We start from the raw sequence: 26,538 nt of genomic DNA, 5'->3' as shown, positions 1-26,538 counted from the left end.
GCTGGTATAATGAGTATTCCAAATCGCGCAAGACGTTTTAGGCTGTCCTTGCAAAGTTTTCGGCTCAAAACGGCGACTTGATCTTTCCTTGCCAGTTCGCTCAGGTACATAAGGAGGGGAGACCTTGATCCAGCGAGTCAGCATGAACCAGCCAGTAGAGCAGATCGTGAGGCGCAAACTCTCCGATGAAGTGTTTGACCGTCTTGAGCGAATGATTACCTCGGGCGAGTTGAAGCCGGGCGATGATATGCCGTCGGAACGTGTCCTCATGGAGCGCTTTGGCGTGGGGCGCCCGGCGATACGCGAAGCGATGCAGTCGCTAGCGAACATGGGCCTCGTGGCGATTTCGCACGGCGAGCGGGCGAAGGTCTTGGAGTTGACCGCGCAGTCCATCTTCCGGCAGGTCAATTCAACCGCAAAGATCATGTTGTCGCGATCATCTGACTCGCTGGAACACCTGAAAAACGCGCGTATTTTTTTCGAGCGGGGGATGGCACGCGAAGCAGCGGCAAAAGCCACGGAACGGGATGTCGAAGAACTGCGGGAAATCCTCGAACGGCAGCGGCGATCGTTGGGAAAAGCCGAAGAATTCATTTCCGCCGATATGCAATTTCACACTCGCATCGCTCAGATCTCGGGCAATCCGATCTTCGTTGCAGTCAGCGAGGCTATGTTAGCCTGGCTCAAGGAGTATCACACCGACATGCTCATTTGGACGGGCAAGGAAAAGTTAACGCTTGTTGAACACGAGAAGATAATCGATCGACTGGCAGCGGCGGATGCCGATGGGGCCGAAGTCGCGATGCTGGGGCACCTCGAGAGGTCAAGTGCGCTGTATATGAGTAGCCCTGGAGGCTGCATATGATGTAGCGCCCACGCGCTGTCGATCGGCGGTCAGATCGACTTCAGATACTCGATCAGATCGCGCCTCTCTTGTTGGAGAACCTGCGAGGCAGAAAGCTGCCGAGTTGATTACGCTGCTCAAGCTCGACTGATCGTTTTGGTGGGAGACCTTGCTTCTTTAAAAGCCGGATCAGCAATCGCTTGGCGGCTTTGGTATCGCGGCGGGTCTGTACGATCTCATCGAGAACATAACCATCCTGGTCAATCGCGCGCTCGCTCGTGCTCATTGTAGACCTTAAAGTCAGGATGGGTCGAGGAAAGGCCCCCATAGACCGGAGCTTGAAACGGACACCAAACGACTTTGAAATCAAAGTGACTTCACCTCCATTCTCGCGCTCGTAGATTCGGCCTTTCATTAAATGCTGATGCAGCGACCGCGGTCGCCTACTGTGGGCTGGACGCCTGGTTCGAGGGTAAGGAGGTCGAGCTTCGCCGATTTGCGCGACTGTTTTCGGAGGCTCCGGAACCCGAGCCGTCTCCGGCTGGCGAATTGGGGTATGAAGCGTTTTGGCTGGCCGTTATCTCTTCGCGATTAGCAGAACAGGTCGTCACAGCTCAGTCGCGGATGCTCAATGAGCCGAACGGCTACTGATCGGCAGGTTGGGTGAGGTCACACTCGCCGGGTTGGCGGAACAGCTCGATGCCATCTTCCGAGCCGGACTTAAGCAGTGGAACCAATCGGTGATGAGAGGTCATGAACTTGCCAATCTCGCTGGCGTCGCAGCGCTATCCAGGCGAAGATCGATCCAAGTCTGCAACCGAATGTCGTCCGGGGCGCCGTGAGGCGGCGGCTTGTGAGGACGGCGTCCGTGACTTCCGCCGTCTGCGCGTCACCGAGGCCAGGTCGCTCCCGTTGTCGTCAGATAAATGGCATAAAGCGACTGTGTGGCGGTGATAAACAAGCGGTTGCGACGTGGCCCGCCAAATGTGAGATTTGCGACCGTCTGGGGAACCTTGATCTTGCCGATGAGAGTACCGTCCGGCGCAAAGCAGTGCACCCCATCTGCAGCGCTTGACCAGACATTTCCACTCACATCAACGCGCATCCCGTCTGGGATGCCGTTATCGATGTTGCAGAAAACTCGCCCGCTTGTCAGCGCTCCGTTATCCCCGATATCGAAGATCCGAATATGGCGGGCCGCGTTATCGTCGTGGCTCGCACCGCTGTCGGTGACATAGAGCTTGGTCTCGTCCGGTGAGAAGGCAAGGCCGTTGGGCTGCAGAAAATCGCTGACAACGACGGCAAGATCGCCGGTGGCGGGATCGAGCCGGTAGACGTTGCGGGTGGGCTGTTCCGGATTTGCCTGATAACCTTCATAATCCGAGAGAATGCCGTAGGTCGGATCGGTAAACCAGATGGTGCCGTCCGACCGGACGATGACATCGTTGGGTGAATTCAGCCGTCTTCCCTGATAGCTGTCGGCAAGAACCGTGATCGAACCATCCGCTTCGGTACGCGTGACGCGCCGCGTGCCGTGCTCGCAAGAAATCAGCCGCCCCTGCCGATCGCGGGTGTTTCCATTGGCGAAGTTCGACGGCGCGCGGAACACGGAGACCCCGCCGTCCGGCACCCAGCGCAATATTCGCTCGCTTGGAATGTCGCTCCAGACAAGCTGCTGCGCATCGCCGAACCAGACTGGACCCTCCGCCCAGCGGCAGCCGGTATAAAGCTCTTCGAGGACGACACTGCCTATGAACAGCGCCTTAAATCTTGGGTCATGGACTTCATAGGGGGAAACTTGGAGCATGGGATCGGACCGAATTATCGTTGGTTTGGATTGCGGCCGCCTGCGACCACAATGACGGCAATAATGATGAGGCCTGTCATGATCAGCCTGATGCCGGCGCCGGCTCCATAGGTATTGAGCATGGAAACAACAAGAAACATGAAGAGCGATGCTCCCCAGATTCCGGCCACATTGCTGTTGCCGCCGGCAACAGCCGTGCCGCCGATGACGACGACGGCGATCGACATCAAGAGGTATTCCGAACCCATGTTGAGCGCGGCCCCACCGGAGAAGCTGGCGAGGAGATAACCGCAGACCGCGGCCAAAATGGCGCACAGGATGTAGGTGATGAAGCGCGTCCCGTCGACCGGGATGCCGGCCATCCGAGCCGCACGGATGCTCTGACCGATCGCCGCGATCCAGCGGCCGTAGACCGTCTTTTGCAACAGGATAAAGGCGAAAACCGAAAGGATCAAGGCAACGAGAGCGACATGCGGGATCCCGATCGTCGTTTCGGTTGTGAATTTTGCAAGGGCCTGCGGCGGCTTGATACGCAGGCCACGATTGGTCCAGATCGCCGTCGATTGCACGATGAAACTCATCGACAGCGTCGCGATGATCGGCGGGATCTGCAGGAGCTTGATCAGAGCAAAGTTGCCGATGCCGACTACGACGCCGATCGCGACGGCGACGACAAGACCCGGCAGGATAAGCGAATTATCGACCTGCATGAATTTCAGTGCGACAGTGCCCGCAAGCGTCATTGTGGCCGGAACGCAGAGATCGATGTTGCCCGGCCCCAGCGTGATCACGAACATTTGGCCAATGCCGACAAGTATGGAGAAAGCGGCGAAAGTCAGCGCCGCTTGGCTGAGCCCAATTGCGCTTGTACCACCGGTAAATAGGATGGTGGCGATCCAGACGACGAATGCTGCAACGAAAGACCAGATCCAGGGCTTACGAGACAGGGAAGCGAAGATGCTCATGATCGCTTCTCCCGGTTTTCAAGGCGTTTGAGCAGCAGCCGGAGCCCAAGCACGACGATCAGAATCGCACCCTGCGCGCCAATCTGCCAATCCGGCGAGATGCGCAGGAAGGATAGAAACGAGCCGGCAAGCGTCAGCGTCAACGCGCCGATGACCGCGCCGATGGGAGAGACGCGGCCACCAGTGAACTCGCCGCCACCAAGGATGACACCGGCAATCGACAAGAGCGTGTAGCGAAGCGCAATATTGGCGTCGGCCGACGTGGTCAATCCGACCAGCGAGATACCGGCGAGAATGGCAAAAAAAGCCGCCAGCGCGTAGGTCGCTGCCCGCGCTCCCAGAATAGACCAGCCCGCGCGTTCCACGGAGCGGGCATTGCCGCCGACGCCGCGCAGGATAACACCGATGGACGAGCGCATGATCACAAAATGCGCGACCAGAGCTATGACGACGCAGGCGATGATCGCCATTGGCACCAATGGTGGCCGGGAGATCATGACGGCGCGCGCCCATTCCGGCGCGTGTCCGCCAGGAGCCGGCAGGATGAGGACTGCAAGACCGCCCCAAACGAAGCTCATGCCGAGTGTGACAACGATGGACGGAAGAGTACGGACATGGATCAACACGCCGAGTGCTGCATAGGTTGCGATTGCGGCCGCAAGGATGAGCACACCGATCACGGGGGTGGCCTGTAGGAACGTGGCAGCGACACACGCCACGAAGCTGACGAAAGTACCCATCGACAGGTCGAGATCGTTGACCGTCATGATCAACATCTGCGCAATCGTCGCCAACGCAATCGGCACGGCCAGATTGAACAAAAGGTTGAGTCCGACATAACTCATGGCGCGCGGCTGCAGATAGAAGACGGCGATCAGTAGGATGGTCAGCGACAAAGCGGGTATCAAAAGTCGGATCGAAGCGGAGGATAGCGTTCTCTTCATGCCGCGGCGCCCATGAAAGAGGCTGCCAGGATACTCTTCTCCGTCACATCGTCTCCCCTGAGCTCAGCAACGATTAGACCGTTATTGAACACATAAACCCGATCGCAAAGGCAGATTTCATCCATCTCGGTCGAGTACCAGACGAAAGTGCGTCCCTTATCGGCCTCAGCCCGTAGGATGGCATAAACCTCCTGCTTCGTGCCGATGTCGACACCGCGCATGGGATCGTCCATCAGTACGGCGGGTGCCGGCGTGGCAAGGGCACGGGCAAACAATACCTTCTGTTGGTTGCCGCCTGAGAGCGACAGAATCGGATTGCCGACATTCGGGGTGCGGATCTCGATACGCTCTTTCCAGGCCTGCCCGAGATCAGCCTCGGCGGGCTCGCTGACGATGCCCCTCCGGGAGAGGCCTGCAAGATCAGCGATCGTCAGGTTCTTCAGGATGCTCCAAAGCGGGAAGACGCCGTTTAGCGCGCGATCTCCGGCGATGAAGGCCACCTGAGCTTCGGGCGCGCGGAACCAGCTCCCAGTGCGCCCTAGATAGAGATCGATTAGCGTATCGGTCTGGCCGTGGCCACCCAGGCCGGCAAGACCGATAATTTCACCAGGAAAAGCCTGAAAGGGAAGACCCTTACCGCGACGCGAAGGCTGCGACAGGAGCGGCGTCAGTCCGGCGGTGTCCTTGACGCGCTTTTCTTGATCGCGACCCTTAACCACGCTCCCCATAGCCGCGACCAGGCTGTGCTCGTCGAATTCGCCGGCAGGTCGATCGGTCACCACCTTGCCGTCCTTCATCACGACGATGCGGTCGGACGTCGACAGTATTTCGCCAAGGATATGGGAGATGAAGATGACCGATCCGCCGGTCTCGACGAAGCTGCGGACATAGCCCAGCAACTGCGTCGCGAGGGTTGCGTCGAGCGACGACGTGGGTTCATCGAGAATCACCAGTTTCACTGGTTGTGCTACCTGCGAGAAGGCCGTGGCTATCTCCACCATCTGACGCTCTGCGATCGAAAGATCACCGACGACACCGCTTGGGTCGATACCATGGCCGGGGAATATCTCATCGAGTTTGTCGCCGATAATGCGTGCTGCTCGATGCCGCCAGCCCCAGCCCGCGAGCGTGCGGTGCATTATGCGGGTGTTCTCGATCACCGTCAGGTTCGGACACAGCGACAGTTCCTGGAAGACGCAGCGAACGCCATTGGCGCGCGCCGCAGCGATGCCATAACGGGGCATCGGCTCCCCCCCGCATGCGATCGTGCCCTGATGGGGCGACAACCCGCCATTGATGACGTTGACGATCGTCGATTTGCCGGCGCCGTTGTGTCCGACGAGGCCAACGCATTCGCCAGGCAAAATTCTCATGGTTACACCATCGAGTGCCTTGACCGCGCCAAAGCTGACCTTGGCATCCGCGACCTCGATGACCGCGCCCCGCAGCGGTATTGCCGTCATACTGTGCATTCCCGGAAAAAGAGACGGTTCTGGCCGGTTCGAAGACCAGACAGAACCGTAAGTTGGGAGGATACTTTATTTTGCTTCCGCTATGACCTTTTCGGCATCAGCTTGCGAATACTCGACGTTGGCGACGCCACCTTCCTGGGTGTTGGCCAGATTAGTTTCCAGCGTGTCCTGGCTAATGCTGAGGAAGGGAACGACGAGATCCTTCTTCACTTCCTTACCGTCGAGAATCTGCTGGGCAACCCAGAAGGCGAGCGTTGACACGCCAGGTGCGATCGAAACCGACATGGTTTCGTAGCCATTGGCATCCTTCTGTTCCTTCCACCATTTCAACTCGTCCTGCCGGTTGCCCATGATGATGGTTGGTATCGGCCGCTTGGCGGCTGCGAAGGCTTCTGCCGCTCCATAACCGTCGCCGCCTTGGGTGACGACCGCTGCAACGTCGGGAAGGCTCGGGAGGATGCCGGCCACTGCCTTTTGGGCCACGTCCTGCGCCCAGTCGCCGTGGACGGAGCCGACGATCTTGAATTGCGGGAACTGCGCCACACCGGCGTGGATACCGGCCGAGATCTCGTCATCCACGAAGACGCCAGCGAGGCCGCGAATTTCAAGCAGATTGCCACCGGACGGCAGCTTTTTGGACAAATATTCAACCTGGCTGCGGCCCATTTCCTTGAAGTCTACAGCGATGCGCCACGCACACGGTTCGGTGACGATGCCATCGAATGACACGACGGTGATGCCAGCATCGCAAGCTTCCTTCACGGCACCATTGAGCGCCGTCGGAGAAGCGGCGTTGAGCACAATGGCGTCATAGCCCTGCAGAATCATATTCTGGATCTGAGCAGCCTGTTCGGTCGCTTGGTTTTCGGCAGTGGTGAAAGGATCGGCCGCGGCAACGATACCGGCCTTCACGGCTTCGCCGGCCACCTTTTCCCAACTCGTCAGCATTGCCTGCCGCCAGGAGTTGCCGGCGTAGTTGTTGGACAATGCAATCTTCTTGGCCGACGTATCGGCGATTGCCTGAATCGGCATTGCAGCGCACGACAGTGCTGCCGATGCCAAAAGCATCTTTCTGAAATTCATCTCTCTCTCCCTGTTGATCCGACTTTCATTGAGCGGGATCTGTCCATCCTGGCCGAAGCGGTGACGAGCTTTTGTGAAATGCCGAGCTTCCTCCTCTCAGCAGGCACAGGATGGTATAGAACTGGAGGCTTGTATAGGAAGTTTGAGGCAGCGCTTTTGCGGTATCTGCTATAGATGATGCGGGATCCTGCAGGACGTGCGGCGCCTGTCGGGCGCTTACTAGAGAATGAGGAACGACCCGGGCTTTACCGTGGAGGCGGGAAGAAGTCGGCGGGGGGGGGAGATACAACCGTGCTCAAAATGGCGCCATCGGCACTTCTCGATCATTATCTGGGAATATCGCGCCTGCTTGCCGGGCAGCTTGAGTTCCGCTCCGCCATCCGGGCCGTGGCGGTGGAGATCTCCCATATCATCCCGCATGATCATCTCGACGTCTGCATCATCATGCACGGTGGAAAATACCATACGGCCTATGAGACCGGGCTCGAAACCGCATGGGGTAACCATCCGCCGGCGCTCGTCTCCGGCAGCCCGATCCGTACCCTCCTCTGGGGCGAGGTTTCGTATTTTCTGACAGATGACGCTGGAATCGATCCGCGGTTCAATTTCGAAGGTGCCTTTACCTTGCCTATTTTCGATCAGGCTCTACGCAGCCGACTCCATGTTCCGTTGAAAGTGGAAGGGGACGTGATCGGTGCACTGAGCTGTTCGTCGCACCAGGCAGGACTTTACACGATGGAAGACATCATCAACGCCCGCTCCATCGCAGATTTGCTGTCACCTTATTTCTTTGCTCTCCGGGCTGCCGAGCAGGCGCAGCAATCGGCGATTGTCGAGGCCGAGGCCCGGGCACGCGAAGAGGGACTGCGGCTTGGCGCACTTAATTTGACGGAAGCCCTCGAGCGCGAGCGGCAGCGCATCGGCATGGACCTGCACGACCAAACGTTGGCGGATCTCACACGCTTGTCGCGACGGCTGGAGCGGCTTACCCACGAACCGGATGTTGCCGGCGAAGTATTGGAGCCGTTGGTTCGCAGCCTACAGCACTGCATGCAGGATCTCCGGCAAATCATCGAGGAGGCCAAACCCTCCGTCCTGCAGCTCTTCGGTTTCGTGCAGGCAGTGGAGAACCACCTCGACCGATCGGTGCGCGACAGCGCCCTTTCGATCGAGCGCGAGTTGATCGACGAGACGGACGGCGGCATCGATAGCCTTGATCAGACCGTCTGCATTGCGCTGTTTCGCATTACCCAGGAGGCGATCAACAATGCAGTGCGCCATGCGCAGGCTAACCGCATTGTGGTGCGGCTGCGCGAGCAAACCGATGGCCTTTCAATTGAAGTTTGTGACGACGGTGTTGGTATTGCCAAACAGCGCCGGCGCAATGGCGGCGGTATCGACAATATGAAAACGCGGGCTAGGCTGATTTCCGCCAAGTTTTCCATCAGTGCGGGCCGAAACAATCTCGGGACCGCGATCGGCGTGCATCTGCCAGTGGCAGCGCAAACGCCGCGCCAACCGGGCCCGAGGAACGAGCCATGAAAGTTCTGATCGTCGAAGACGACCCCTTGCACCGCTCCTACCTTCATGAAGCCGTCTGTGCCGCCTTGCCGGAATGCGAAACGGTGATCGAGGCGGAAAGCGGCACCGCGGGCGAAAAGCTCGCACGCGACCACCGTTCGGCCCATGTCGTCATGGATCTACAGATGAACAATCGAAATGGCATCGAGGCCGCCCGCACGATCTGGAAAGAGCGGCCGGATACGCGCATCCTCTTCTGGTCCAACTATTCCGATGAGGCCTACGTGCGGGGTGTTTCGCGTATCGTGCCAGACGGTGCGGCCTATGGATATGTGCTCAAGTCCGCCTCCGACGAGCGGTTGAAACTGGCTTTGCGCAGCATTTTCGTCGAGGCGCAATGCGTCATTGATCGGGAAGTACGCGGGATGCAGCAAAAGAGCCTCGGCCAGACAAAAGGGTTTAGCGACACGGAGTATGAAATCCTGGTCGATATTGCGTTGGGCCTGACGGATCGAGCCATTGCGAGAAGACGCAATCTTTCGCTTCGCAGTGTCCAGAACAGACTTCAGCAACTTTATGAAAAACTCGACGTCTATCAAACCGCATCAGACGACCATGATGATAGCCGCTTCAACCTTCGAGCAAGGGCGGTAACTGTTGCGATGCTGCGCAAGCTTCTCAACTATAGTGCCTTAGAACGCGCTGAAAGCGAGCTAGCTGAATGGCTCAAATCGCTGTGATTTGCTTCGCACCGCGTCGGCGGCATCGATTACGAGCCAGTAAGTTACAGTAATTGAGATGCTGAAGAGTGGCCGCTGTGAGTCGATCCCGGCCGCTGACCGAGATTTGTCAGTCGCCGCGCGAAAAATCGGTCCGCGCAGGGCGCATCGTACACCTTCATCAAAATCGGCGTGGAAACGATCCCGCCGGTGACACTGATTGCCGCACGCACCTTGATGGCTGGCGCGATCCTCCTTGGCGTCATCAGGTCACGCGGATTGGCCTTGCCAAGGGACGTCGCGATATGGCGGCGTTTCCTGTTTCAAGCCTGCCTCAACAGTGTGATCCCATTTACGTTGATCGCCTGGGCGGAACGCACCGTGGATGCTGGGCCACGCTCTCTACGCTCATCCAGTCCGCCAAGATGAACGAAGTCGACCCGCTGGCCTGGCTGACACAGACGCTTGAGCGTATCCCGCAGGTTGGCCATCGAGCGAGATCGACGCGCTGATGCCCTGGAACTTCCAGAAGCAACGGTGTCACCTCATCGCTTACAAACAAACGGCCTGGGGAGAAGGTTTTCGCGATCGGCTCCCTCATGAGCTCGCCGGCCGCAGCTTCTGCGCGCATCTTCATCTGTTCCGCTGCTGCAGAGGCGTTGAGCCGCCGCGGCGGCAATGCTCCGGCTTTACATTTCTTTACATTCGCCCAGAACGCGCGAAACGTTGGCCTGTTAGCTTTCCTCCATTGCAGCAGGCGCTGCGGAGGAAAAGGAGACGAATGATGGAAACTGAGGACAAGAACCTGGCGAACCCGGCCGCCAGCGAAGCCGCTTCGAAGGGCTGGGGCCGGCGCGCGGCGATCGGCGGCATCGCGGCCGTCGCGGTTGTCGGCGGGATCGGCTTTGCAGCCGCGCGCAGCGACGATTTCGGCTTTGGCATGGGCCGCTTCGGCATGGGCGGCCACCTGATGCACGCGCATATGGGAGGTGGCGACTTTATGGAACACCGGATCGGCTCCCTGCTCGACGAACTCAATGCAACGTCCGAACAGGAAGACAAGCTTTGGGACATCATCGACAAGGCGCGCGATGAGATCAGGCCGACTTTCCGGGACTTCCGCGAGACGCGTGAGGCGGTTATCGAACTCCTCGGCGCGCCGACCATCGACCGCGCCGCCGCCGAGAAACTGCGCAGTGAGCGCATCGCGGCCATCGACGAGGCCTCGCGCAAGATGACGACTGCGCTCCTCGACGCCGCCGAAGTGCTGACCCCCGAACAACGCGCCAAGCTGGCCGCGCATTTGAAGGAGCGCGGAGGCCGCGGCCGGTGGTAGACTGCGTCGGCCAAGGGACTGAACGGAGAGCGGAGCGATGGTGGAACAGGTCCTGATCGTCGATGATGATACGCGCCTGTCCGCCATGCTCGCCGACTATCTCTCCGCAAACGGCTACATCGTCCACGCCGCCGCGACGGCCACGGCGGGCCTTGCTGACCTCGGCCGCCGTGCGCCGGACGCCGTGATCCTCGACGTCATGCTCCCCGACCTCGACGGCTTTGAGACCTGTCGGCGGATGCGCGCCGTCTCCGACGTGCCGATCCTGATGCTCACGGCCAAGGGCGAGGAGACCGATCGCATCGTCGGGCTGGAGCTAGGTGCCGACGACTATCTACCCAAGCCTTTCAATCCGCGCGAACTGCTGGCGCGGCTGAAAGCGATCCTGCGCCGCCGCAACGGTGGTGCGGCCGTTTCGCGCGTCCTGCGCTTCGGACGGCTGGAGATCGAGCCGGGATCCCGCTCGGCCAGGATCGACGGCCGCGAATGTGCTCTGACCAGCTACCAGTTCGACCTGCTTGTGGCGCTTGCCGAAAATGCCGGCCGCACGCTGTCGCGCGAGCAGTTGATGGACACGGTCAAGGGTGAGGAGTTGGAAGCCTTCGACCGTTCCATAGACGTCCATATCTCGCGCATCAGGGCGGCCATCGAGAGCGACCCCAAGCATCCGAGGCGCATCATCACCGTGCGCGGCGCCGGCTATGTCTTCGCCCGCTTCCAGGATGACGAGAGATAGAGCGATGCGCAGCCGGCTGTTCCTAAAAATCTATCTGACGCTGCTGGCGAGCCTTGCCGCGGTCGCCGTCGCCAGCGCGGCCTTCGTGTGGCTGGGACAGGGCGAGGAGGAGTCCAGTTGGCAGAGCCAACGCGCGCGGTTCGTCGCCGCGCTGATTCCGCCCGACATGGACCAGCGGTCGGTCGAGGCGACGTTGGAGCGGTTTTCACGGGCCTTCGACGCCGACATAGCGGTATACGATCCGCGTGGCAGACTGATCGCGAGCGCCGGCCGACCGCTCCCGCGCGACATTCTCGAGCGGCCTTGGCGCCACCGCCCGTTAGGCAATACTCACACCGTGGTAACGGAGTTGCCCGACGGTCGCGCAGTAGCTGCGCGCATGGAGCGGCCTTTCCGTCCGGCTGGCCGCAATCCGCTCGCCTATCTGGCGTTGATCGCCGCCGTCATCGGGCTCGCCGCCTATCCGGTGGTGCGTCACCTGACCCGACGGCTGGAACGGTTACGCGCGGGCGTTGACGCCTGGGGCAGGGGCGATTTCGTGGCCCGCGTGCCTGAGGACGGCAGCGACGAGGTCGCGGCGGTGGCAAAGAGCTTCAACAAGGCCGCCGACCATGTCGAGCGGCTGATCAGGTCACACCGCGCCTTGCTCGCCAATGCCAGCCACGAATTGCGCTCGCCGCTTGCGCGCCTGCGTATCGCGATCGACCTCTATGAACAGGCGCCGGACGACAGCCGCAGGGAGGAGATCGTCCATAACCTCGCCGAGCTGAACACGCTGGTCGAGGAGATCCTGCTGGCAAGCAGGCTCGATCATGTCGATGAGCTCGATGTACCGGAGTCCGTCGACCTTCTGGCTCTGGTCTCGGAAGAGGGCGCGCGCAACGGCGTCGAGGTCTCCGGCACGCCGGCGACGGTCACAGGCAATGCGCGCCTGCTCGCCAGGCTCGTGCGCAATCTGATGCAGAACGCGCTACGCCACGGCGACCCGCCCGTCGCAGCCACTGTCGCGCAGGCTGGTAGCGAGGTGGAAATCAGGGTCCGCGACCACGGCCCGGGTCTACCGGATAGCGAGAGCGCCCGCGTTTTCGAGCCCTTCTACAGGCCCCCGGGCCGCAGCGAGGCCGCGGGCGGCTGGGGCTTGGGGCTGGCGCTGGTGCGCCAGATCGCCGAGCGCCACGGCGGCGCGGTGCGATACGAATCTCCGTCGGGCGGCGGCGCCTGCTTCGTCGTGGTGCTTCCAGTGCATCGGGTCGCCCGAACGATGAAGTGAAGTGTCTGCAATGCCACCTTTTTGGCACACTGGCGCGAATGTTCGGATTCCACCCGTTGCGATCATCCAGGTTTGTCCGCGCCAGGGTGCAAGTTGACTCCAGCCGGTCATTCCGGATGCGCCCGATGAACGCTACCGCTCGGCCGCTGGCGCAAGGAGATGGGACAAGCGGACGTTTGCGAGCGAACGTTGGTTGTCGACCGAGGCCTGCCTCAAGCCAAATAGACATGGCAGCAATACGGCAGTAAAGTTTGGCTAATCGGTGCTAGGAAGGCGCCATTGCTCATGGCCAACAAATCCATCAGACGTCGGCTTGCTGCCATTTTGGCCGCTGATGTGGTCGGCTACAGCCGGCTTATGGAGCGGGACGAAAAAAGCACCCACACGCTGCTCATGGCGCGGTGGAAAGAGGTGCTGGAGCCGCTCGTCGCAACTCATCAGGGCCGCGTCTTCAAGAGGACGGGTGACGGTGTCCTTGTCGAGTTCGGCAGCGCCGTCAACGCCATCGAATGCGCAGCAGCAATTCAGCAGGCCATGGCCGTCGCAAACGGAGATATGCCGGAGGACCGGGCGATCGTGCTCCGCGTCGGTGTCAACCTGGGCGACATCATGGTCGAGGACCGCGATCTATACGGGGACGGGGTCAATGTGGCTGCCCGTATCGAGGCGCTTGCCGATCCTGGCGGCGTGGCGATTTCGGATGGAATTCATGAATACGTGCATGGGCGTGTCGGCCTCGATTTCGTCGACGCCGGCGATTATGAGGTCAAGAACATCGAGCGCCCGGTGCACATTTGGCGTTGGTCGCCGAACGACCGCGCGAGCGATCCCAACAAGACTGCCGCCGAACCCCCGCCGCAGCTTCCAAAGAAGCCATCGATAGCCGTTCTACCGTTTGACAACATGTCCGGCGACCCGGAGCAGGGTTATTTCGCCGATGGCATCACCGAGGACATTATCACGGATCTTTCAAAGGTTTCCGGCCTCTTCGTGATCGCCCGGAACTCCTCCTTCGCCTATAAAGGCAAGACGCCGGACATCCGCAAGGTGAGCCGGGAACTCGGCGTCCGCTACATCCTTGAAGGCAGTGTGCGCCGGGCCACCGACCGTATTCGCATCAACGCCCAGATGATCGACGGCACGACGGGCGGTCATCTGTGGGCCGAGCGCTACGACCGTGGACTTGAGGATATTTTTGCTGTTCAGGACGAAGTGACCCGCACGATCGTCAACGCGCTCAGAGTGAAGCTGACACCCCGCGAAGAGGAGTGGCGAGAGAGCCGCGGCAGGGTCGATCCCGAAGCCTACGACCTGCTCGTCCGCTCCCGTCAGTCCATTCTGCAGTTCAACTCCGTATCGTCCGCTGAGGCGCGCAGCATGCTGGAGCGCGCCATCGTGATCGATCCGGGGCTGGCGGCGGCCTATGCTTCGCTCTCGATTACCGCCTTAACTGACTTCATCAACCACTGGAACGGCGCAACGCCTGACAATCTCACACAGGCGTTCGAGCTGGCACACAGGGCAATCGAGACGGACGATACTGAGCCGCAAGGCCATCACGCGCTCGGGCTCGCGCTTGCCTTCATGCGGCGCCTGGATGAGGCGGAGCGCGCTGAAGAGCGGGCGATCGAACTCGACCCCAATTCGGCCAACGCCTATACGGCATTTGGCGCCATAAGGGATTTCCAGGGTCGGCACGAAGACGCCCTGGCGCTGTATACACGGGCCCACCGGCTTGACCCGCAATTCGACCTGTCGCTGCATTTCCTGGGGAGGGCGCTATTGAGTCTCGGGCGCTTTGACGAGGCCGAGATCGCCTTCAAGCGTCGGTTAACGCTTGCGCCGCGATCGGACATGACGCGCTTTTATCTCGCGTGTCTCTGTGGACGAATCGGGCGGCACGAAGAAGCGCGGCGCTATTGGCGTGAGGTCCTGGAGGTTAACCCGAACTTTTCTATCGATCACCTCAAGCGGACTTTACCATACCGGGATCCCAATCTGTTCGATCGGCTGGTGGACGGACTCCGCGAGGCCGGCGTCTCCATCTAAATACGGAACGGGACAAGCGTCCTCGGCGGAGAGGAGCAGGGAAAGTCCGGGTATGGGTATCCGATGTTTCGCCGCACATTGCCGCTGTCGCCGTGATCTGTGATCGACATTCCATGGAAGAGCGAAGGGAATTTCTCCATGGAGACGACTTTGGAGTTTCTCGCAACCGGACAGGCCGGACGTGAGGTGCATCGCCAATGGCCGGACGAGTTGAAGGCCGGGATCGCTTCGGAGCGCCTGCAACCGGGCGTGAAGGTGAACGCGGTGGCGGACCGCTATGGGCTGAAGCGGAACCATCTGTCGTCGTGGCGAACGATGGCGCGTCATGGCAAACTGGTTTTGCCTACGCCTGCAGAACCACCTGTCCAGGGCTTGCCGCTTGCGCAATAATGGTCAGCATCGGAGGTTGGCTTAACACTTCGACACGATACCCAAGCTGAGTACCCATAGGGAAATTCGCGAAGCTCCTCAATGCTCCCGCCCTAGACTGTTTACGGATGAAGGAAAGTCGGCCGGTGAGCAGTCAGCGTAGTGCGGGGCGAACAGGTGGAAGTTGACCTGGTGCATTCAAGCCCCATCACTCTCGCATCTTGGTGCATTGCCGGGCGCAAAGCAGAAGCGAACGATCTGTTCTCGTTCTGTGCTCGCAGCATCGCATAACGTCTCATGTGGAACCTGCGAAAATGACTCGGGACGAACTACTGGTCGCAGGTTCGATTCCTTTCAAGAGCTACAAACCTTAGAGATTTTCCGATGTGATCGTGACGAAGCGGATGGGATCGTTCGAGATCGCTTCGCCAACAAGCCCGAGACGGGCGAGCATCAGGTCGATCGCACGGCGCGCTTGCGCCTCCGGAGCCTGATCGAGGACAACTGACATGACGCCTTCCCGCAAGGCTGCCGCGCTGCGTTCGGTGAGTTCATGGCCGACAAAGAAGATGTCCCGACCGCGCGTCTGCTTGCGCAGCACGGCCGACAACGAAGCGTTGGCACCGCCCGCGTTGTAGAGGCCGACGAGATCAGGCCAGAGACGCAATGCCTCGAACAGCCAGTCGGCACTATGCCCGGCATCGTCATGGCCGAACAGGACGGCGGCAAAGGCCAAACCGTCGCGGGGCCTCTCGGCGAGATAGTCGGAAAAGCCGCGGATGCGGTCGCGATGCACCTGGTAGATCTGACTGTGGCAGAGGGCGACGATTGTACCTTTACTCGGCTGCATCCGGGACAGAAGCAGTCCAGCCGTTCGGCCCGCGGCATAATTGTCGATACCGACATAATCCGCCCTGACCCCTTCGGCGCGTGTAACGATCTGCAGGACCGGCAGGCCTTCCTTTTCCAGCTTGGCCAGTGCCGACCGGATGAGTGGGTGATCCGGCACGGCCAGGATCAGCCCCGCTCGTCTCGTCTCCGGGTTTGCGATCCGCTCGGCGATCGCCGCAGGATCGTGTTCGTCCATGAAGGTGCGGTGCACGGCGACGGATACGTCAAGCGTCGCGGCGATCCGACCGAAAGCCTGTGAAAGGCGAGAGAAGAAGGTTGTTTCCGGCCTGACCAGAATTACGTCGATGCGAAAAATGCCGCGATGCACGTCCGGCAGCCGGCGGGGATAGTCGAGCGTACGCGCGGCAGCAATGACTTTCTCGGCAAGTTCGCGGCGAACCCCGCCTCGACCGTTGAGCACGCGTTCTACCGTCGCGGTACCTACACCGGCAAGGCGGGCGATATTGTGGAAAGTCGGCTTGGGAATGGAGGCCTCGGATGTAGATGGGATCGAGTCTGCAAGATATGGCATAGCTGCCCCAGCGCCAAGCCGGGTGGAGCGGAGACGCACAAGGGCGGTAACAGGCGGAGGCGGACGATGAGGTCAGAACCGCGGGCCGGTCAACAATTGCCCCAACAGAGCCTGACGAGTAGCCAGCACGACACAGTAAACCAGAAGCCCCGCTCAAATGGCACGCTTGACTTAGGCCTCAGCCCAAGTCCCAATCAACATTGTCATGAAGCGCTCGGCTGCCGGCGAAAGTGTGCCACCACGGCGGCGCACGATGCCGATCGTTCGCGAGATCTCCGGATTACGAATCGGTCTCGTGACGAGGAACGGGTGCTCCTCCTGTGGTGTGGCGAGCTTCGGCAAAACCGAAATTCCGAGCCCAGCTTCGACCAAACCAAGCGATGTCGACAGATGCGTGACTTCATAGGACCAGCGCAATTTCAGGTTCGATTTCGCCAATGCTGCATCAAGAAGCGTGCGATTGCCGCTGGACCGGTGAACCGTGATCAGTTGATAGGGCGCCAAATCACCCCACTCAAGCTCACTCTTCGCCGCCAACGGATGATCCTTGCGTACTGCCAGTACAAAGGGATCCTCGATGAGCCGGTCAAAAACGAGGTCGGGGTCTGAGAAGCCCATGATATTGATGCCGAACTCGACTTCCCCGCGGGCGACTGCCTGCAGACCGTCGGTGGCCGGCAGATCGAGAATGCGAAAACGAATATTGGGATACTCGGCACTGAACTGCTTGATGACGGTGGGCAAAAAATAGAAAGCTGCCGTCGGCAAGCACGCGATCGTCACGAGACCGCTGCGTTGAGACCCGACGTCGCGCACCGCAAACAGCGACGTGTCGAACTCCTCGAGCATCCGGCGCACCAACGGGATCAGCTCCGCCCCGAGCGCAGTTGTCGAGACATGACGCGTCGTCCGCTCGAGCAAAGGCGCGCCGATTGCCAACTCCAGCTTCTGAATCCGCCGGCTGAGTGCCGGCTGCGACAGATTGAGAGCTTCGGCAGAGCGATGGAAATTTTCCAGTTCGACGACCGATAGAAATGCACGCAGATCCAGTATTTCGCAATTAATGCTCATTACGCATCATTCCTTCTGATATTCGCATTTCACATATCAATCATTTTGCCGTCTACTGCAACAAAGAAGCTGATTGATATTTAAATCGCATCAGTATGCGGACACAACCATGAACGACCTGATTTCCATTCCCTGCGTTCTGATGCGAGGCGGCACTTCCAAGGGGCCGTTCTTTCTCGCATCCGATCTTCCATCGGATTCTCGTCAAAGGGATCAGATTCTGCTTTCGGTCATGGGATCCGGTCACCCGTTGCAGATCGATGGTATCGGCGGCGGCAACCCGGTCACCAGCAAGGTTGCCATCGTCGGTCCGCCAACCGTGCCGGATGCAGATGTGGATTATCTGTTCGCCCAGGTCCGCATCGATCAGCAATTCGTCGACACCTCACCCAACTGCGGAAACATGCTGGCAGCCGTCGGGCCGTTCGCCATCGAGGCCGGCCTGGTCAAGGCGGCAATGGGTGTAACCCGCGTACGCATTCACAACGTCAATACCGGCAAACTCATCGAAGCCGAGGTTCCGACCCCTGATGGCCGTGTTGCCTATATGGGAGATGCCTCGATCGACGGCGTGCCCGGCAATGCTGCGCCGATCGCGCTGACCTTCATGGACGCGGCGGGGGCACGCACAGGCAAGCTTTTTCCGACCGGCAACCCGCGCGACAGGATCGACGGCATCGACGTTACCTGTATCGATTGCGCCATGCCGATGATGTTGCTGGATGCCGCAGCCCTCGGCGTGACGGGCAATGAATCTGCGGCCGAGCTCAATGCCAATGGCGCATTGCTGCAGCGCCTCGAAACTCTCAGACTCGAGGCCGGCCGGCGCATGGGTATGGGTGATGTCAGCAATCAGGTCACGCCAAAGCCGGTTCTGATCACGAGGCCCAACAAGGGCGGCGATCTCGGCGTGCGCTATTTCATGCCGCACCAGTGCCACCCGTCTCTCGCAACAACCGGCGCGGTTGGGATTGCGACAGCCTGCATCAGCGACGGAACCGTCGCCTCGCGGCTGATCGGCGACCGCAAGCCGCCGGTCGTTCTCGTTCTGGAACATCCAAGCGGTCGCCTGGAAGTGAAACTGGATACCCGCGACGGCAAGACGGTCGCAGGAATCCTGCGGACGGCCCGGCGCCTCTTCGAGGGTCAGGTCTTTGCAAAACCTATCGCGCAAATGGTTTGCGCGGCATAATCGAGTGGTTGCCGGGAGGGCGCCACATCAGGGAGGAATACACATGCGTAAACTTATACTCGCCCTTGCCGCAACCGTCGCTTTTGCCGGTTCGGCCCTTGCGGAACCCGTCCGTATCAGCGTTGGGTCCTACAATCTCAACAACCTGCCCTTCCCCGTTGCGGCCGGCCTTGGCCTTTACGAGAAGGAAGGCCTTGAAGTGACGGTCGAAAACTTCGCCTCCGGCGGTTCCAAGACGCTGCAGGCGCTTGTCGCCGGCTCGACGGATATCGCCGTCGGCTTCTACGATCATACGATCCAAATGCAGTCGCAGAACAAGGCCGTCGTCGCGTTCGTACAGCTCGCGCGCAATTCAGGCCTGGTTCTGGCTGGCGGCAACAGCGCAACATTCGATCCGGCCAAACCCGAGACGATCAAGGGTGCAAAGATCGGCATTACCTCGCCGGGGTCCTCTTCGGACTTCTTCGTACGCTACTATCTGCAGCGCCACAATCTATCGGCTGACGACGTTGCGCTGATCGGCGTCGGCTCCGGTGCGGCCGCCGTCGCGGCGCTCGAACAGGGGAAAGTCGATCTTCTGGTCAACTACGATCCGGCGGCGACCTTCATCGAAGCCAAGGGTGTCGGCAAGATTTTGATCGATGCCCGCAGCGACGAAGGTGCCAAGGCGATTTATGGCGGAATCTACCCGACCTCCGTCCTCTATGCGACGCAGGCCTATATCGATGACAACCCGGAGACCATCCAGAAGGTCACGAACGCGACCGTCAAGGCACTGGAATGGATGAACGCGCACAGCGCCGAAGAGATCGTCGAAAAGCTGCCGAAGGAATTCATTTCCGGCGACCGCGAGACCTATGTGAAGGCTGTCCAGAATGCCAAACCGATCTTCTCGGTGGATGGCAAGTTCAGCGAGACCGACACCCAGACGCCGCTTGCCGTTCTCAAAAGCTTCAATGAAAAGGTGGCTGCTGCAACCATCGATCTTTCCAAGACCTACACGAACGATTTCGTGGACAAGGTGAAGGACAAGACCACCAACTGATCCGAGGAGGAGGCCATGTCTTTGGCTGTCGTAAAACCCATGCCTATCCCAACGGGACAGCACAATACAAAACCGATGGTATCGATCGACGCCGTGACAATGTCGTTCGGTTCCTATGTCGCGGTGCAGAACGTCAACCTGACGGTTGCCGATGGCGAGTTTCTCGCCATCGTCGGACCGACCGGTTGCGGGAAAAGCACCATCTTGAACGCGATCGCAGGACTTCTCAAGCCCGCGAGCGGAACGGTGTCGATCGACGGTACCCCGGTAAAGGGTGTCCAGAACGACATCGGCTATCTCTTCCAGCAGGACGCGCTGCTCCCGTGGAAGACGTCCATCGAGAATGTCGAACTCGGCCTGATGTTCAGGGGCGTTGCAGCCGCCGAGCGGCGCGAGCGTTCGATGAGCTGGCTTGCCAAGGTCGGACTCAAAGGGTTCGAACACCGCTATCCGCACCAGTTGTCCGGTGGCCAGCGCAAACGTGTCCAGATGGCGCAAGCGCTCATTGCCGGTCCGAAGGTCATCCTGATGGACGAGCCGTTCTCGGCCCTCGACATCCATACGCGGCATCTCATGCAGAATGAATTGCTGCGCCTTTGGCAAGAAGAACGCCGCGCCGTCGTTATGATCACACATGACCTCGAAGAGGCCATTGCGCTTGGAGACCGCGTCGCCATTCTGGCCGCCGGCCCCCGCTCGCGGGTTATCGAGAGTTTCCCGGTAGAGCTCGAGCGGCCCCGGGATGTCGCCGAGATCAAGCTCGATCCACGCTTCATGGATCTGTACCGCAATATCTGGGCTTCCCTGCGCGGCGAAGTGGAGAAAAGCTATGAACGTCGTGACTGAACGCATCATCCAGCTCGGTATGCTGGTTTTCATCCTCGGCGGCTGGCAACTTGGCGTAACCGCCGGCTTCATCGACGTCTTCTTCTTTCCCGCGCCGCTCGACATCTTCAACCAGATCGTCAGCTGGATCGTTGACCCCGGCTTCTATCGGCACGTTTCCATTACACTGACCGAGACTGTGCTCGGCTACATCATCGGCACCGGCCTGGGCGTCGCAGCCGGTGTATGGCTCGGTCTCAGCCGCAGTGCGGCACGAATTCTGGACCCCTTCATCAAGGGCCTGAACGCCATTCCGCGCGTCGTGCTTGCACCGATTTTCGTTCTCTGGCTTGGGCTTGGCCTTTGGTCGAAGGTGGCGCTTGCCGTAACATTGGTGTTCTTCATCACCTTCTTCAACGCGATGCAGGGTGTACGCGAAGTCAACCCAGTGGTACTCGCAAACGCAAGGATCCTCGGGGCCAAACGTTCCGATCTGTTGCGGCACGTCTATTTTCCAGCGGCGGCAAGCTGGATCCTGTCCTCGCTGCGCACGTCTGTCGGCTTCGCAGTGGTCGGCGCCATCATCGGCGAATATCTCGGCTCCTCTGCGGGCCTCGGTTATCTGATCGCTCAGGCCGAAGGCAACTTCGACGCGGTCGGCGTGTTTGCTGGCATCATCATCCTTGCCATCTTCGTTCTCATCATCGATCGAATTCTTGATGTTCTGGAGGGGCGGCTCATCAAGTGGAGACCGAACGCCGCAGAAGAGAGAACGGCCTAGAATCCAATCGAACCATCTTTGCTCGGTCGAAGGGGTGCTCTTGGCGGCGCCCCTTCTCGATGAAACTGGCATCGACCAGGCACGGCTGGCCGGACAAAATTCCGACGGCCTTCAAACGGTTGACTTATCCTCAGTGGCGAGTATTGTCCGAAATATTGGTATGACCACCTGGCCAGCTGACCGCTTGCAGCGGCATCGCCGGGACTGTCGAGGAAGATGATGTTCTCCGCCGTAGAATCGCGCCGCCTCTATCGCCAGGTGGCGGACCAGATGCGAAGCTTGATCGAGCGGGGCGAGTTGGCTCCCGGCTCGCGCCTTCCAGCCGAGCGCGAACTGGCGCAGATGCTCGGTGTATCCCGCCCGACCGTCCGGGAAGCACTGATCGTGCTGGAGGTGGAAGGCTTTGTCGATATCCGCATGGGCTCGGGCATCTATGTGACGGCGCGCAAGGGTCTGTCGGCCGATCTGCCGCCGGAGGATTTCGAAGGGCCGTTCGAATTGCTGAGGGCGCGGGCGGTGGTGGAATGCGCCGTCGCCGAGGAAGCCGCCCGTCTGGCACGGCCCGAGCACATCCTCATCCTTGACGACAATCTGGCGCGGATGGCGTCGGCACTCGACGACCGGCGCCTGGCTCTTGCGCTCGACCGCGACTTTCACGTCATCGTCTCGGGCATCATCGCCAACGCGACCCTGAACCGTTTCGTCGGCAGCATCCACGACATGCGCATGACGCCCTATTTCGAGAAGCTCGCCAGCTATTTCGAAAATACCGAGACCTGGCGAGCCGCGATGGAGGAGCATCGCGCCATCCGCGACGCGATCGCCGCCGGCGATCCGGCCGCCGCGCGGGCCGCAATGCGCGCGCATCTCGACCAATCTCAGCTTCGCCTGTCGAAAAGTTTCGAGGAGGAACCGTCCGACAGCACGATACCCGCCGCATGGAGGCGTGTCGGGGGCAATTAGCCACAGGACCAATAACTTCAACTTGGGAGGAGAACAAAGATGAAGTTCAGATTGACGACGTTACTGGGTGCGACAGCTGCCGTGTTGGCCTCGGCACTCACGGTGCAAGCCGAGACGGTGCTCAAATGGGCGCATGTCTATGAGACCTCGGAACCGTTCCACACCGAATCCGCCTGGGCGGCCGAGGAGATCGGCAAGCGCACGGAGGGCCGCTACAAGATCGACGTCTTCCCGGCGTCGCAACTCGGCAAGGAAGCCGATCTCAACCAGGGCCTGAAGCTCGGCACTGTCGATATCATTATTTCGGGCTCGAGCTTCGCTGCGCGCGAATATGCACCTATCGGCGTCACCTATTACCCCTATACCTTCCGGGATCCGGCTCATCTGATCGCCTATACCAAGAGCGATGTGTTCAAGAGCCTGGCCAAGGGTTACGAGGACGCCTCCGGCAATCACATCACCGCCGTCACGTATTACGGCACCCGTCAGACAACATCGAACCGGCCGATCGGCAAATGCACCGACATGCATGGTCTGAAGATGCGCGTCCCGGACGTGCCGGCCTATCTCGCCATGCCGCGCGCCTGCGGTGCCAATACCACGCCGATCGCCTTTGCCGAGGTCTATCTCGCCCTGCAGAACGGTACGGTCGAAGCTCAGGAAAACCCCCTGACCACGATCGATGCGAAGAAGTTCTACGAGGTGCAGAAGCATATCGTGCTCACCGGCCATATCGTCGACCATCTGAACACGCTGGTGTCGAAGAGCTTGTGGTCGCAGCTTTCCGACGCCGACAAGCAGATCTTTACCGAGGTCATGCAGGAGGCTGCCGAGCGCAGCACCAAGATCATCGAGGAGCGTGAAAAGAGCCTGGTCGCGACCTTCAAGGAGCGTGGCATCGAGGTCACCGAGGTCGACAGGGCCGATTTCGAAAAGACCGTCGTGGAAAAGGTCGCGCTCGAGGACTTCGGCTACAACAAGGCAGACTGGGAGGCCATCCGCGCCGTCAAGTGAGCCATCGATGCCGGCTGCCCGCAAGAGCCGCCGGCATTCCGCCCCTCTTTTCGTCGGATGATCTCCCATGCAACAAGAAGTCCATTCGCTGATAACGCCTGAGGAAATCGCCCATTCCTTCGAGGATGCCGCGCCGGTCGCCGATGTGTCGCATTATGCCGTCGAGGACTGGGTCACGCTCGCCATCTTCTGGGTGATGACGGCCTGCGTCTTCCTGCAGTTCTTCACCCGCTACGTGCTCAACGACTCCTATGCCTGGACCGAGGAGATCGCGATCAACTGCCTGATCGGCGTCGTGTTCCTGGGCTCGGTCATGTGCGTTCGCGTATCACGCCACATCCAGGTCGACGTCCTCTATCACTACCTGCCGCCGCCTTTGGCCAGGGGGATGGCGATCTTCGTGGACATCGTTCGTATCGGCTTCTTCGCCTATGCCTGTTGGCTGATGTGGCGCTATGTGGCGATCGTCCACGGCGAGCGCATGGTGACCGTCAACCTTCCGCGCAACGTCGTCTTCTACAGCGTGATGGCCGGCTTCGTGCTGATGCTCGTCCGCTCCATTCAAGTTTTCATCGCCAATCAGCGCCGCGGTTATTCGGTTCTCGAAAGGCCCGAGGAATTTCAGAAGGTTGAGGATTGATCCATGCTTCTGCTCGTCGGCTCATTTCTCGTCTTGATGGTGGTGGGCGTGCCCGTTGCCATTTCCATGGCCGTGGCCTCGGTTCTCTATCTCGTCTTTTACAATGTCGCGCCCGACATCATTGCCGCGCAGCGGATGATCGCCGGGGTCGAGAGTTTTCCGCTGCTCGCCGTTCCCTTCTTCATTCTCGCGGGCAACCTGATGAATTCCGCCGGCGTCACTGGCCGCATCTATTCCTTCGCCGTCGCCTTGGTCGGCTGGATGAAGGGCGGGCTTGCCCAGGTCAATATCATCGGCTCGGTGATCTTTTCCGGCATGTCGGGCACGGCGCTCGCCGACGCCGCTGGCATCGGCACGATCGAGATCAAGGCGATGAAGGATCATGGCTATCCCGTCGAGACAGCCGTCGGCGTCACTGCCGCCTCGGCGACGCTCGGCCCGATCTTTCCACCGTCTCTGCCCTTCGTCATCTATGGCATGATGGCCAATGTCTCGATCGGCGCACTGTTCATGGCGGGCATCGTGCCGGGCGTGGTCATGACCGTCCTGATGATGGTGACCGTCGCGATTTTCGCCTACCGGCGTGGCTGGGGTTCGGACACCCCGTTCGAGATGAAACGCCTGCTGACGGCGTCGCTCGAGGTCGTGGTGGTCTTCTCCGTGCCGCTCCTGATCTTCCTCCTGATGTCGGCCGGCCTGTCGATGAACGTCGCCGTCGGCATCGCACTTGCCGCGCTGCTCGCCATCGACTGGTACTTCGACTTCTCCGCTGTCATGGCGCTGATGACCCCGGTCATCCTGATCGGCGGCATGACGATGGGGTGGTTCACGCCGACGGAAGCTGCCGTTGCCGCCGTGCTGTGGTCGCTGTTCCTCGGGCTGGTGCGCTACCGGACCATGACACTGTCGACGCTGTCGCGAGCCACGTTCGACACGATCGAAACCACAGCGTCGGTGTTGTTCATCGTCACAGCCGCCTCCATCTTCGCGTGGCTGCTGACGGTCAGCCAGGCCGCCCAGATGCTATCGGGTGCGATCCTGTCGATCACCGACAATAAGTGGGTGTTCCTCATCCTGGTCAACCTCCTGATGCTGTTCGTCGGCTGCTTCCTGGACACGATTGCCGCGATCACCATATTGGTCCCGATCCTGCTGCCGCTGGTAACCCAGTTCGATATCGATCCGGTGCATTTCGGCCTGATCATGACGCTGAACCTGATGATCGGGCTGCTGCATCCGCCCCTTGGCATGGTGCTCTTCGTGCTGTCGCGCGTCGCCAAGCTGTCGGTCGAGCGGACCACAATGGCGATCCTGCCCTGGCTCGTTCCGCTGTTCGTCGCGCTCATCCTGATCACCTTCGTTCCGGCAGTCACGCTTTGGCTGCCGACCGAGGTCGGGCTGATCCGCCGATGAGGAGAAAAGTCATGCAGGCGCGTCTCGCACGGCTACACGGCCGACGCGACTTGAGGGTGGAAGTGGCGGATGTCGCCGAACCGGGCGATGGGGAAGTGCTGCTGAAGATGGCGGCAGGCGGCATTTGCGGCTCAGACCTCCACTACTACCAGGATGGCGGCTTCGGTCCGGTGCGGGTTCGCGAGCCGATCGTTCCAGGGCATGAGGCGTCCGGCCGTGTCGCGGCATTCGGCCCGAATGTCTCCGGGCTAGCACTCGGCGACCTCGTGGCTGTCAATCCGAGCCAGCCCTGCGGAAATTGCCGTTTCTGCCGCGAGGGTCTCGCCATCCATTGCCTGAACATGCAGTTCATGGGCAGCGCCATGCGCCTGCCCCATGCACAGGGCATGTTTCGGGACTGGCTGGTGGTTCCGGCCATCCAATGCCTGCCTGCCGGCACCCTGGTCAGCGCCGGCGAGGCCGCCTGCGCCGAACCGCTCGCCGTCTGCCTGCATGCGGTAGCACAAGCTGGGGATATCCGGGGCAAGCATGTGCTGGTCACCGGCGCGGGGCCGATCGGCGCGCTGGTCGTCGCGGCCGTCCGCCATGCCGGCGCGGGAACGATCGTGGTGACGGACCTCGCCGACGCCGCGCTCGAGCGGGCATCGGCCTGCGGCGCTACCCGCGTCATCAATGTCCGCCGCGATCCCGAGCAACTCGCGGCCTATGAAACTGACAAGGGCCAGTTCGACGTCGTGTTCGAATGCTCCGCCGCCGAACCGGCGCTGCGCAGCGCGATCGCGACGGTCAGGCCACGCGGCCTGATCGTGCAGGTCGGTGTGACGGGCGACATCACACTCCCGCTGAATGCCCTGGTCGGCAAGGAATTGCGGCTGATCGGGTCGCAGAGGTTCGACAGCGAATTCCCCCTTGCCGTCGAGCTCATCGCGGATCGCCGGATCGACGTCCGGCCGATCATTTCCCACACATTCCCGGTCGATCAGGCAATCGACGCCTTCGAACAGGCCGGCGACCGCTCGGGCGCCTGCAAGGTACAGCTCAGCTTTCTGGCTTAGG

General features: G+C 60.4%; 24 protein-coding genes and 3 pseudogenes. 19 read left to right on the top strand and 8 right to left on the bottom strand.

Translation table 11 applies throughout. The annotated features are described in order from the left end of the window. Window positions 1-142 precede the first annotated feature (142 nt). Window positions 143-865: a transcriptional regulator NanR gene (locus ACSQ3F_RS28100; RefSeq protein ID WP_436103526.1), complete on the top strand. Its 723-nt coding sequence runs from the start codon at window positions 143-145 to the stop codon at window positions 863-865. Between the two features lie 124 nt (window positions 866-989). Here the strand turns inward: ACSQ3F_RS28100 and ACSQ3F_RS28095 are convergent. From ACSQ3F_RS28095 to ACSQ3F_RS28070, 6 genes and pseudogenes are all read right to left on the bottom strand, one after another. Further along, window positions 990-1,115, bottom strand: a pseudogene (locus tag ACSQ3F_RS28095) (DDE-type integrase/transposase/recombinase); the annotation flags it as partial. A 618-nt stretch (window positions 1,116-1,733) separates the two neighbouring features. Then, the gene (locus ACSQ3F_RS28090; RefSeq protein ID WP_436103436.1) at window positions 1,734-2,651 is read right to left on the bottom strand and encodes an SMP-30/gluconolactonase/LRE family protein; all 918 of its coding nucleotides are present in this window, start codon (window positions 2,649-2,651) and stop codon (window positions 1,734-1,736) included. Window positions 2,652-2,665: 14 nt separating this feature from the next. Beyond that, window positions 2,666-3,616 carry an ABC transporter permease gene (locus ACSQ3F_RS28085; protein ID WP_436103435.1) on the bottom strand — a complete coding sequence of 317 codons (951 nt, stop codon included), beginning with the start codon at window positions 3,614-3,616 and terminating at the stop codon, window positions 2,666-2,668. Then, entirely contained in the window at window positions 3,613-4,560 is a 948-nt protein-coding gene (locus ACSQ3F_RS28080) for an ABC transporter permease (protein WP_436103434.1), read from the bottom strand. Before ACSQ3F_RS28080 ends, ACSQ3F_RS28085 begins: the two co-directional genes overlap by 4 nt. Further along, complete coding sequence (locus ACSQ3F_RS28075; protein ID WP_436103433.1) at window positions 4,557-6,023, bottom strand: ATP-binding cassette domain-containing protein; 1,467 nt, start codon at window positions 6,021-6,023, stop codon at window positions 4,557-4,559. Before ACSQ3F_RS28075 ends, ACSQ3F_RS28080 begins: the two co-directional genes overlap by 4 nt. 75 nt (window positions 6,024-6,098) lie before the next feature. Beyond that, window positions 6,099-7,115, bottom strand: a complete 1,017-nt coding sequence (locus tag ACSQ3F_RS28070; protein WP_113007824.1) for an ABC transporter substrate-binding protein — start codon at window positions 7,113-7,115, stop codon at window positions 6,099-6,101. Window positions 7,116-7,406: 291 nt separating this feature from the next. Between ACSQ3F_RS28070 and ACSQ3F_RS28065 the strand changes: the two genes are divergently transcribed. The 9 genes and pseudogenes from ACSQ3F_RS28065 (at window position 7,407) to ACSQ3F_RS28025 (ending at window position 15,136) form a co-directional block, all read left to right on the top strand. After that, window positions 7,407-8,657 (top strand): GAF domain-containing sensor histidine kinase, encoded by a 1,251-nt coding sequence (locus ACSQ3F_RS28065; protein WP_436103525.1) that lies wholly within the window; start codon window positions 7,407-7,409, stop codon window positions 8,655-8,657. Continuing rightward, window positions 8,654-9,376 carry a response regulator transcription factor gene (locus ACSQ3F_RS28060; RefSeq protein ID WP_113007828.1) on the top strand — a complete coding sequence of 241 codons (723 nt, stop codon included), beginning with the start codon at window positions 8,654-8,656 and terminating at the stop codon, window positions 9,374-9,376. Before ACSQ3F_RS28065 ends, ACSQ3F_RS28060 begins: the two co-directional genes overlap by 4 nt. Window positions 9,377-9,517: 141 nt before the next feature. Beyond that, window positions 9,518-9,778, top strand: a pseudogene (locus ACSQ3F_RS28055) (EamA family transporter); the annotation flags it as partial. Then, a pseudogene (locus ACSQ3F_RS28050) lies at window positions 9,745-9,881 on the top strand (transposase domain-containing protein); the annotation flags it as partial. The pseudogenes ACSQ3F_RS28055 and ACSQ3F_RS28050, both read left to right, overlap by 34 nt. 258 nt (window positions 9,882-10,139) lie before the next feature. Then, the gene (locus ACSQ3F_RS28045) at window positions 10,140-10,691 is read left to right on the top strand and encodes a Spy/CpxP family protein refolding chaperone (protein WP_436103524.1); all 552 of its coding nucleotides are present in this window, start codon (window positions 10,140-10,142) and stop codon (window positions 10,689-10,691) included. A 37-nt stretch (window positions 10,692-10,728) separates the two neighbouring features. After that, entirely contained in the window at window positions 10,729-11,427 is a 699-nt protein-coding gene (locus ACSQ3F_RS28040) for a response regulator (protein ID WP_436103432.1), read from the top strand. Between the two features lie 4 nt (window positions 11,428-11,431). Then, entirely contained in the window at window positions 11,432-12,697 is a 1,266-nt protein-coding gene (locus tag ACSQ3F_RS28035; RefSeq protein ID WP_436103523.1) for a sensor histidine kinase, read from the top strand. A 285-nt stretch (window positions 12,698-12,982) separates the two neighbouring features. Beyond that, the gene (locus ACSQ3F_RS28030) at window positions 12,983-14,746 is read left to right on the top strand and encodes a tetratricopeptide repeat protein (RefSeq protein ID WP_436103431.1); all 1,764 of its coding nucleotides are present in this window, start codon (window positions 12,983-12,985) and stop codon (window positions 14,744-14,746) included. Between the two features lie 99 nt (window positions 14,747-14,845). Then, window positions 14,846-15,136 (top strand): transposase, encoded by a 291-nt coding sequence (locus ACSQ3F_RS28025; protein ID WP_436103430.1) that lies wholly within the window; start codon window positions 14,846-14,848, stop codon window positions 15,134-15,136. 349 nt (window positions 15,137-15,485) lie between these two features. Here the strand turns inward: ACSQ3F_RS28025 and ACSQ3F_RS28020 are convergent, their stop codons facing one another. Together ACSQ3F_RS28020 and ACSQ3F_RS28015 are read right to left on the bottom strand one after the other, a co-directional pair. Next, window positions 15,486-16,493, bottom strand: coding sequence for a LacI family DNA-binding transcriptional regulator (locus ACSQ3F_RS28020; RefSeq protein ID WP_436103522.1), 1,008 nt, complete (start codon window positions 16,491-16,493; stop codon window positions 15,486-15,488). A 216-nt stretch (window positions 16,494-16,709) separates the two neighbouring features. Beyond that, entirely contained in the window at window positions 16,710-17,609 is a 900-nt protein-coding gene (locus tag ACSQ3F_RS28015) for a LysR family transcriptional regulator (protein WP_436103429.1), read from the bottom strand. 109 nt (window positions 17,610-17,718) lie between these two features. Between ACSQ3F_RS28015 and ACSQ3F_RS28010 the strand changes: the two genes are divergently transcribed. The 9 genes from ACSQ3F_RS28010 (at window position 17,719) to ACSQ3F_RS27970 (ending at window position 26,537) form a co-directional block, all read left to right on the top strand. Then, window positions 17,719-18,801 carry a 4-oxalomesaconate tautomerase gene (locus tag ACSQ3F_RS28010; protein ID WP_436103428.1) on the top strand — a complete coding sequence of 361 codons (1,083 nt, stop codon included), beginning with the start codon at window positions 17,719-17,721 and terminating at the stop codon, window positions 18,799-18,801. 43 nt (window positions 18,802-18,844) lie between these two features. Beyond that, the gene (locus ACSQ3F_RS28005) at window positions 18,845-19,846 is read left to right on the top strand and encodes an ABC transporter substrate-binding protein (RefSeq protein ID WP_436103427.1); all 1,002 of its coding nucleotides are present in this window, start codon (window positions 18,845-18,847) and stop codon (window positions 19,844-19,846) included. A gap of 15 nt (window positions 19,847-19,861) precedes the next feature. Then, window positions 19,862-20,692, top strand: coding sequence for an ABC transporter ATP-binding protein (locus tag ACSQ3F_RS28000; protein ID WP_436103426.1), 831 nt, complete (start codon window positions 19,862-19,864; stop codon window positions 20,690-20,692). Further along, a complete protein-coding gene (locus ACSQ3F_RS27995; protein ID WP_436103425.1) occupies window positions 20,676-21,452 on the top strand; it encodes an ABC transporter permease in 777 nt (258 codons plus the stop codon). The genes ACSQ3F_RS28000 and ACSQ3F_RS27995 overlap by 17 nt, the downstream gene beginning before the upstream one ends. 219 nt (window positions 21,453-21,671) lie before the next feature. After that, entirely contained in the window at window positions 21,672-22,415 is a 744-nt protein-coding gene (locus ACSQ3F_RS27990; protein WP_436103424.1) for a FadR/GntR family transcriptional regulator, read from the top strand. Window positions 22,416-22,454: 39 nt separating this feature from the next. Next, a complete protein-coding gene (locus ACSQ3F_RS27985; protein WP_436103423.1) occupies window positions 22,455-23,429 on the top strand; it encodes a sialic acid TRAP transporter substrate-binding protein SiaP in 975 nt (324 codons plus the stop codon). 67 nt (window positions 23,430-23,496) lie between these two features. After that, window positions 23,497-24,069: a TRAP transporter small permease gene (locus ACSQ3F_RS27980; RefSeq protein ID WP_436103422.1), complete on the top strand. Its 573-nt coding sequence runs from the start codon at window positions 23,497-23,499 to the stop codon at window positions 24,067-24,069. Between the two features lie 3 nt (window positions 24,070-24,072). Next, on the top strand, window positions 24,073-25,482 hold the full coding sequence (locus ACSQ3F_RS27975) for a TRAP transporter large permease (RefSeq protein WP_436103421.1): 1,410 nt from the start codon (window positions 24,073-24,075) through the stop codon (window positions 25,480-25,482). Between the two features lie 11 nt (window positions 25,483-25,493). Next, window positions 25,494-26,537, top strand: a complete 1,044-nt coding sequence (locus ACSQ3F_RS27970) for an L-idonate 5-dehydrogenase (protein ID WP_436103420.1) — start codon at window positions 25,494-25,496, stop codon at window positions 26,535-26,537. Window position 26,538 lies beyond the last annotated feature (1 nt).

This window comes from Pararhizobium sp. LjRoot238, assembly GCF_964252955.1.
GTDB lineage: Bacteria > Pseudomonadota > Alphaproteobacteria > Rhizobiales > Rhizobiaceae > Pararhizobium.
The sequence above is the reverse complement of the archived record's forward strand: the minus strand, read 5'-3'. Positions and strand labels throughout refer to the sequence as shown.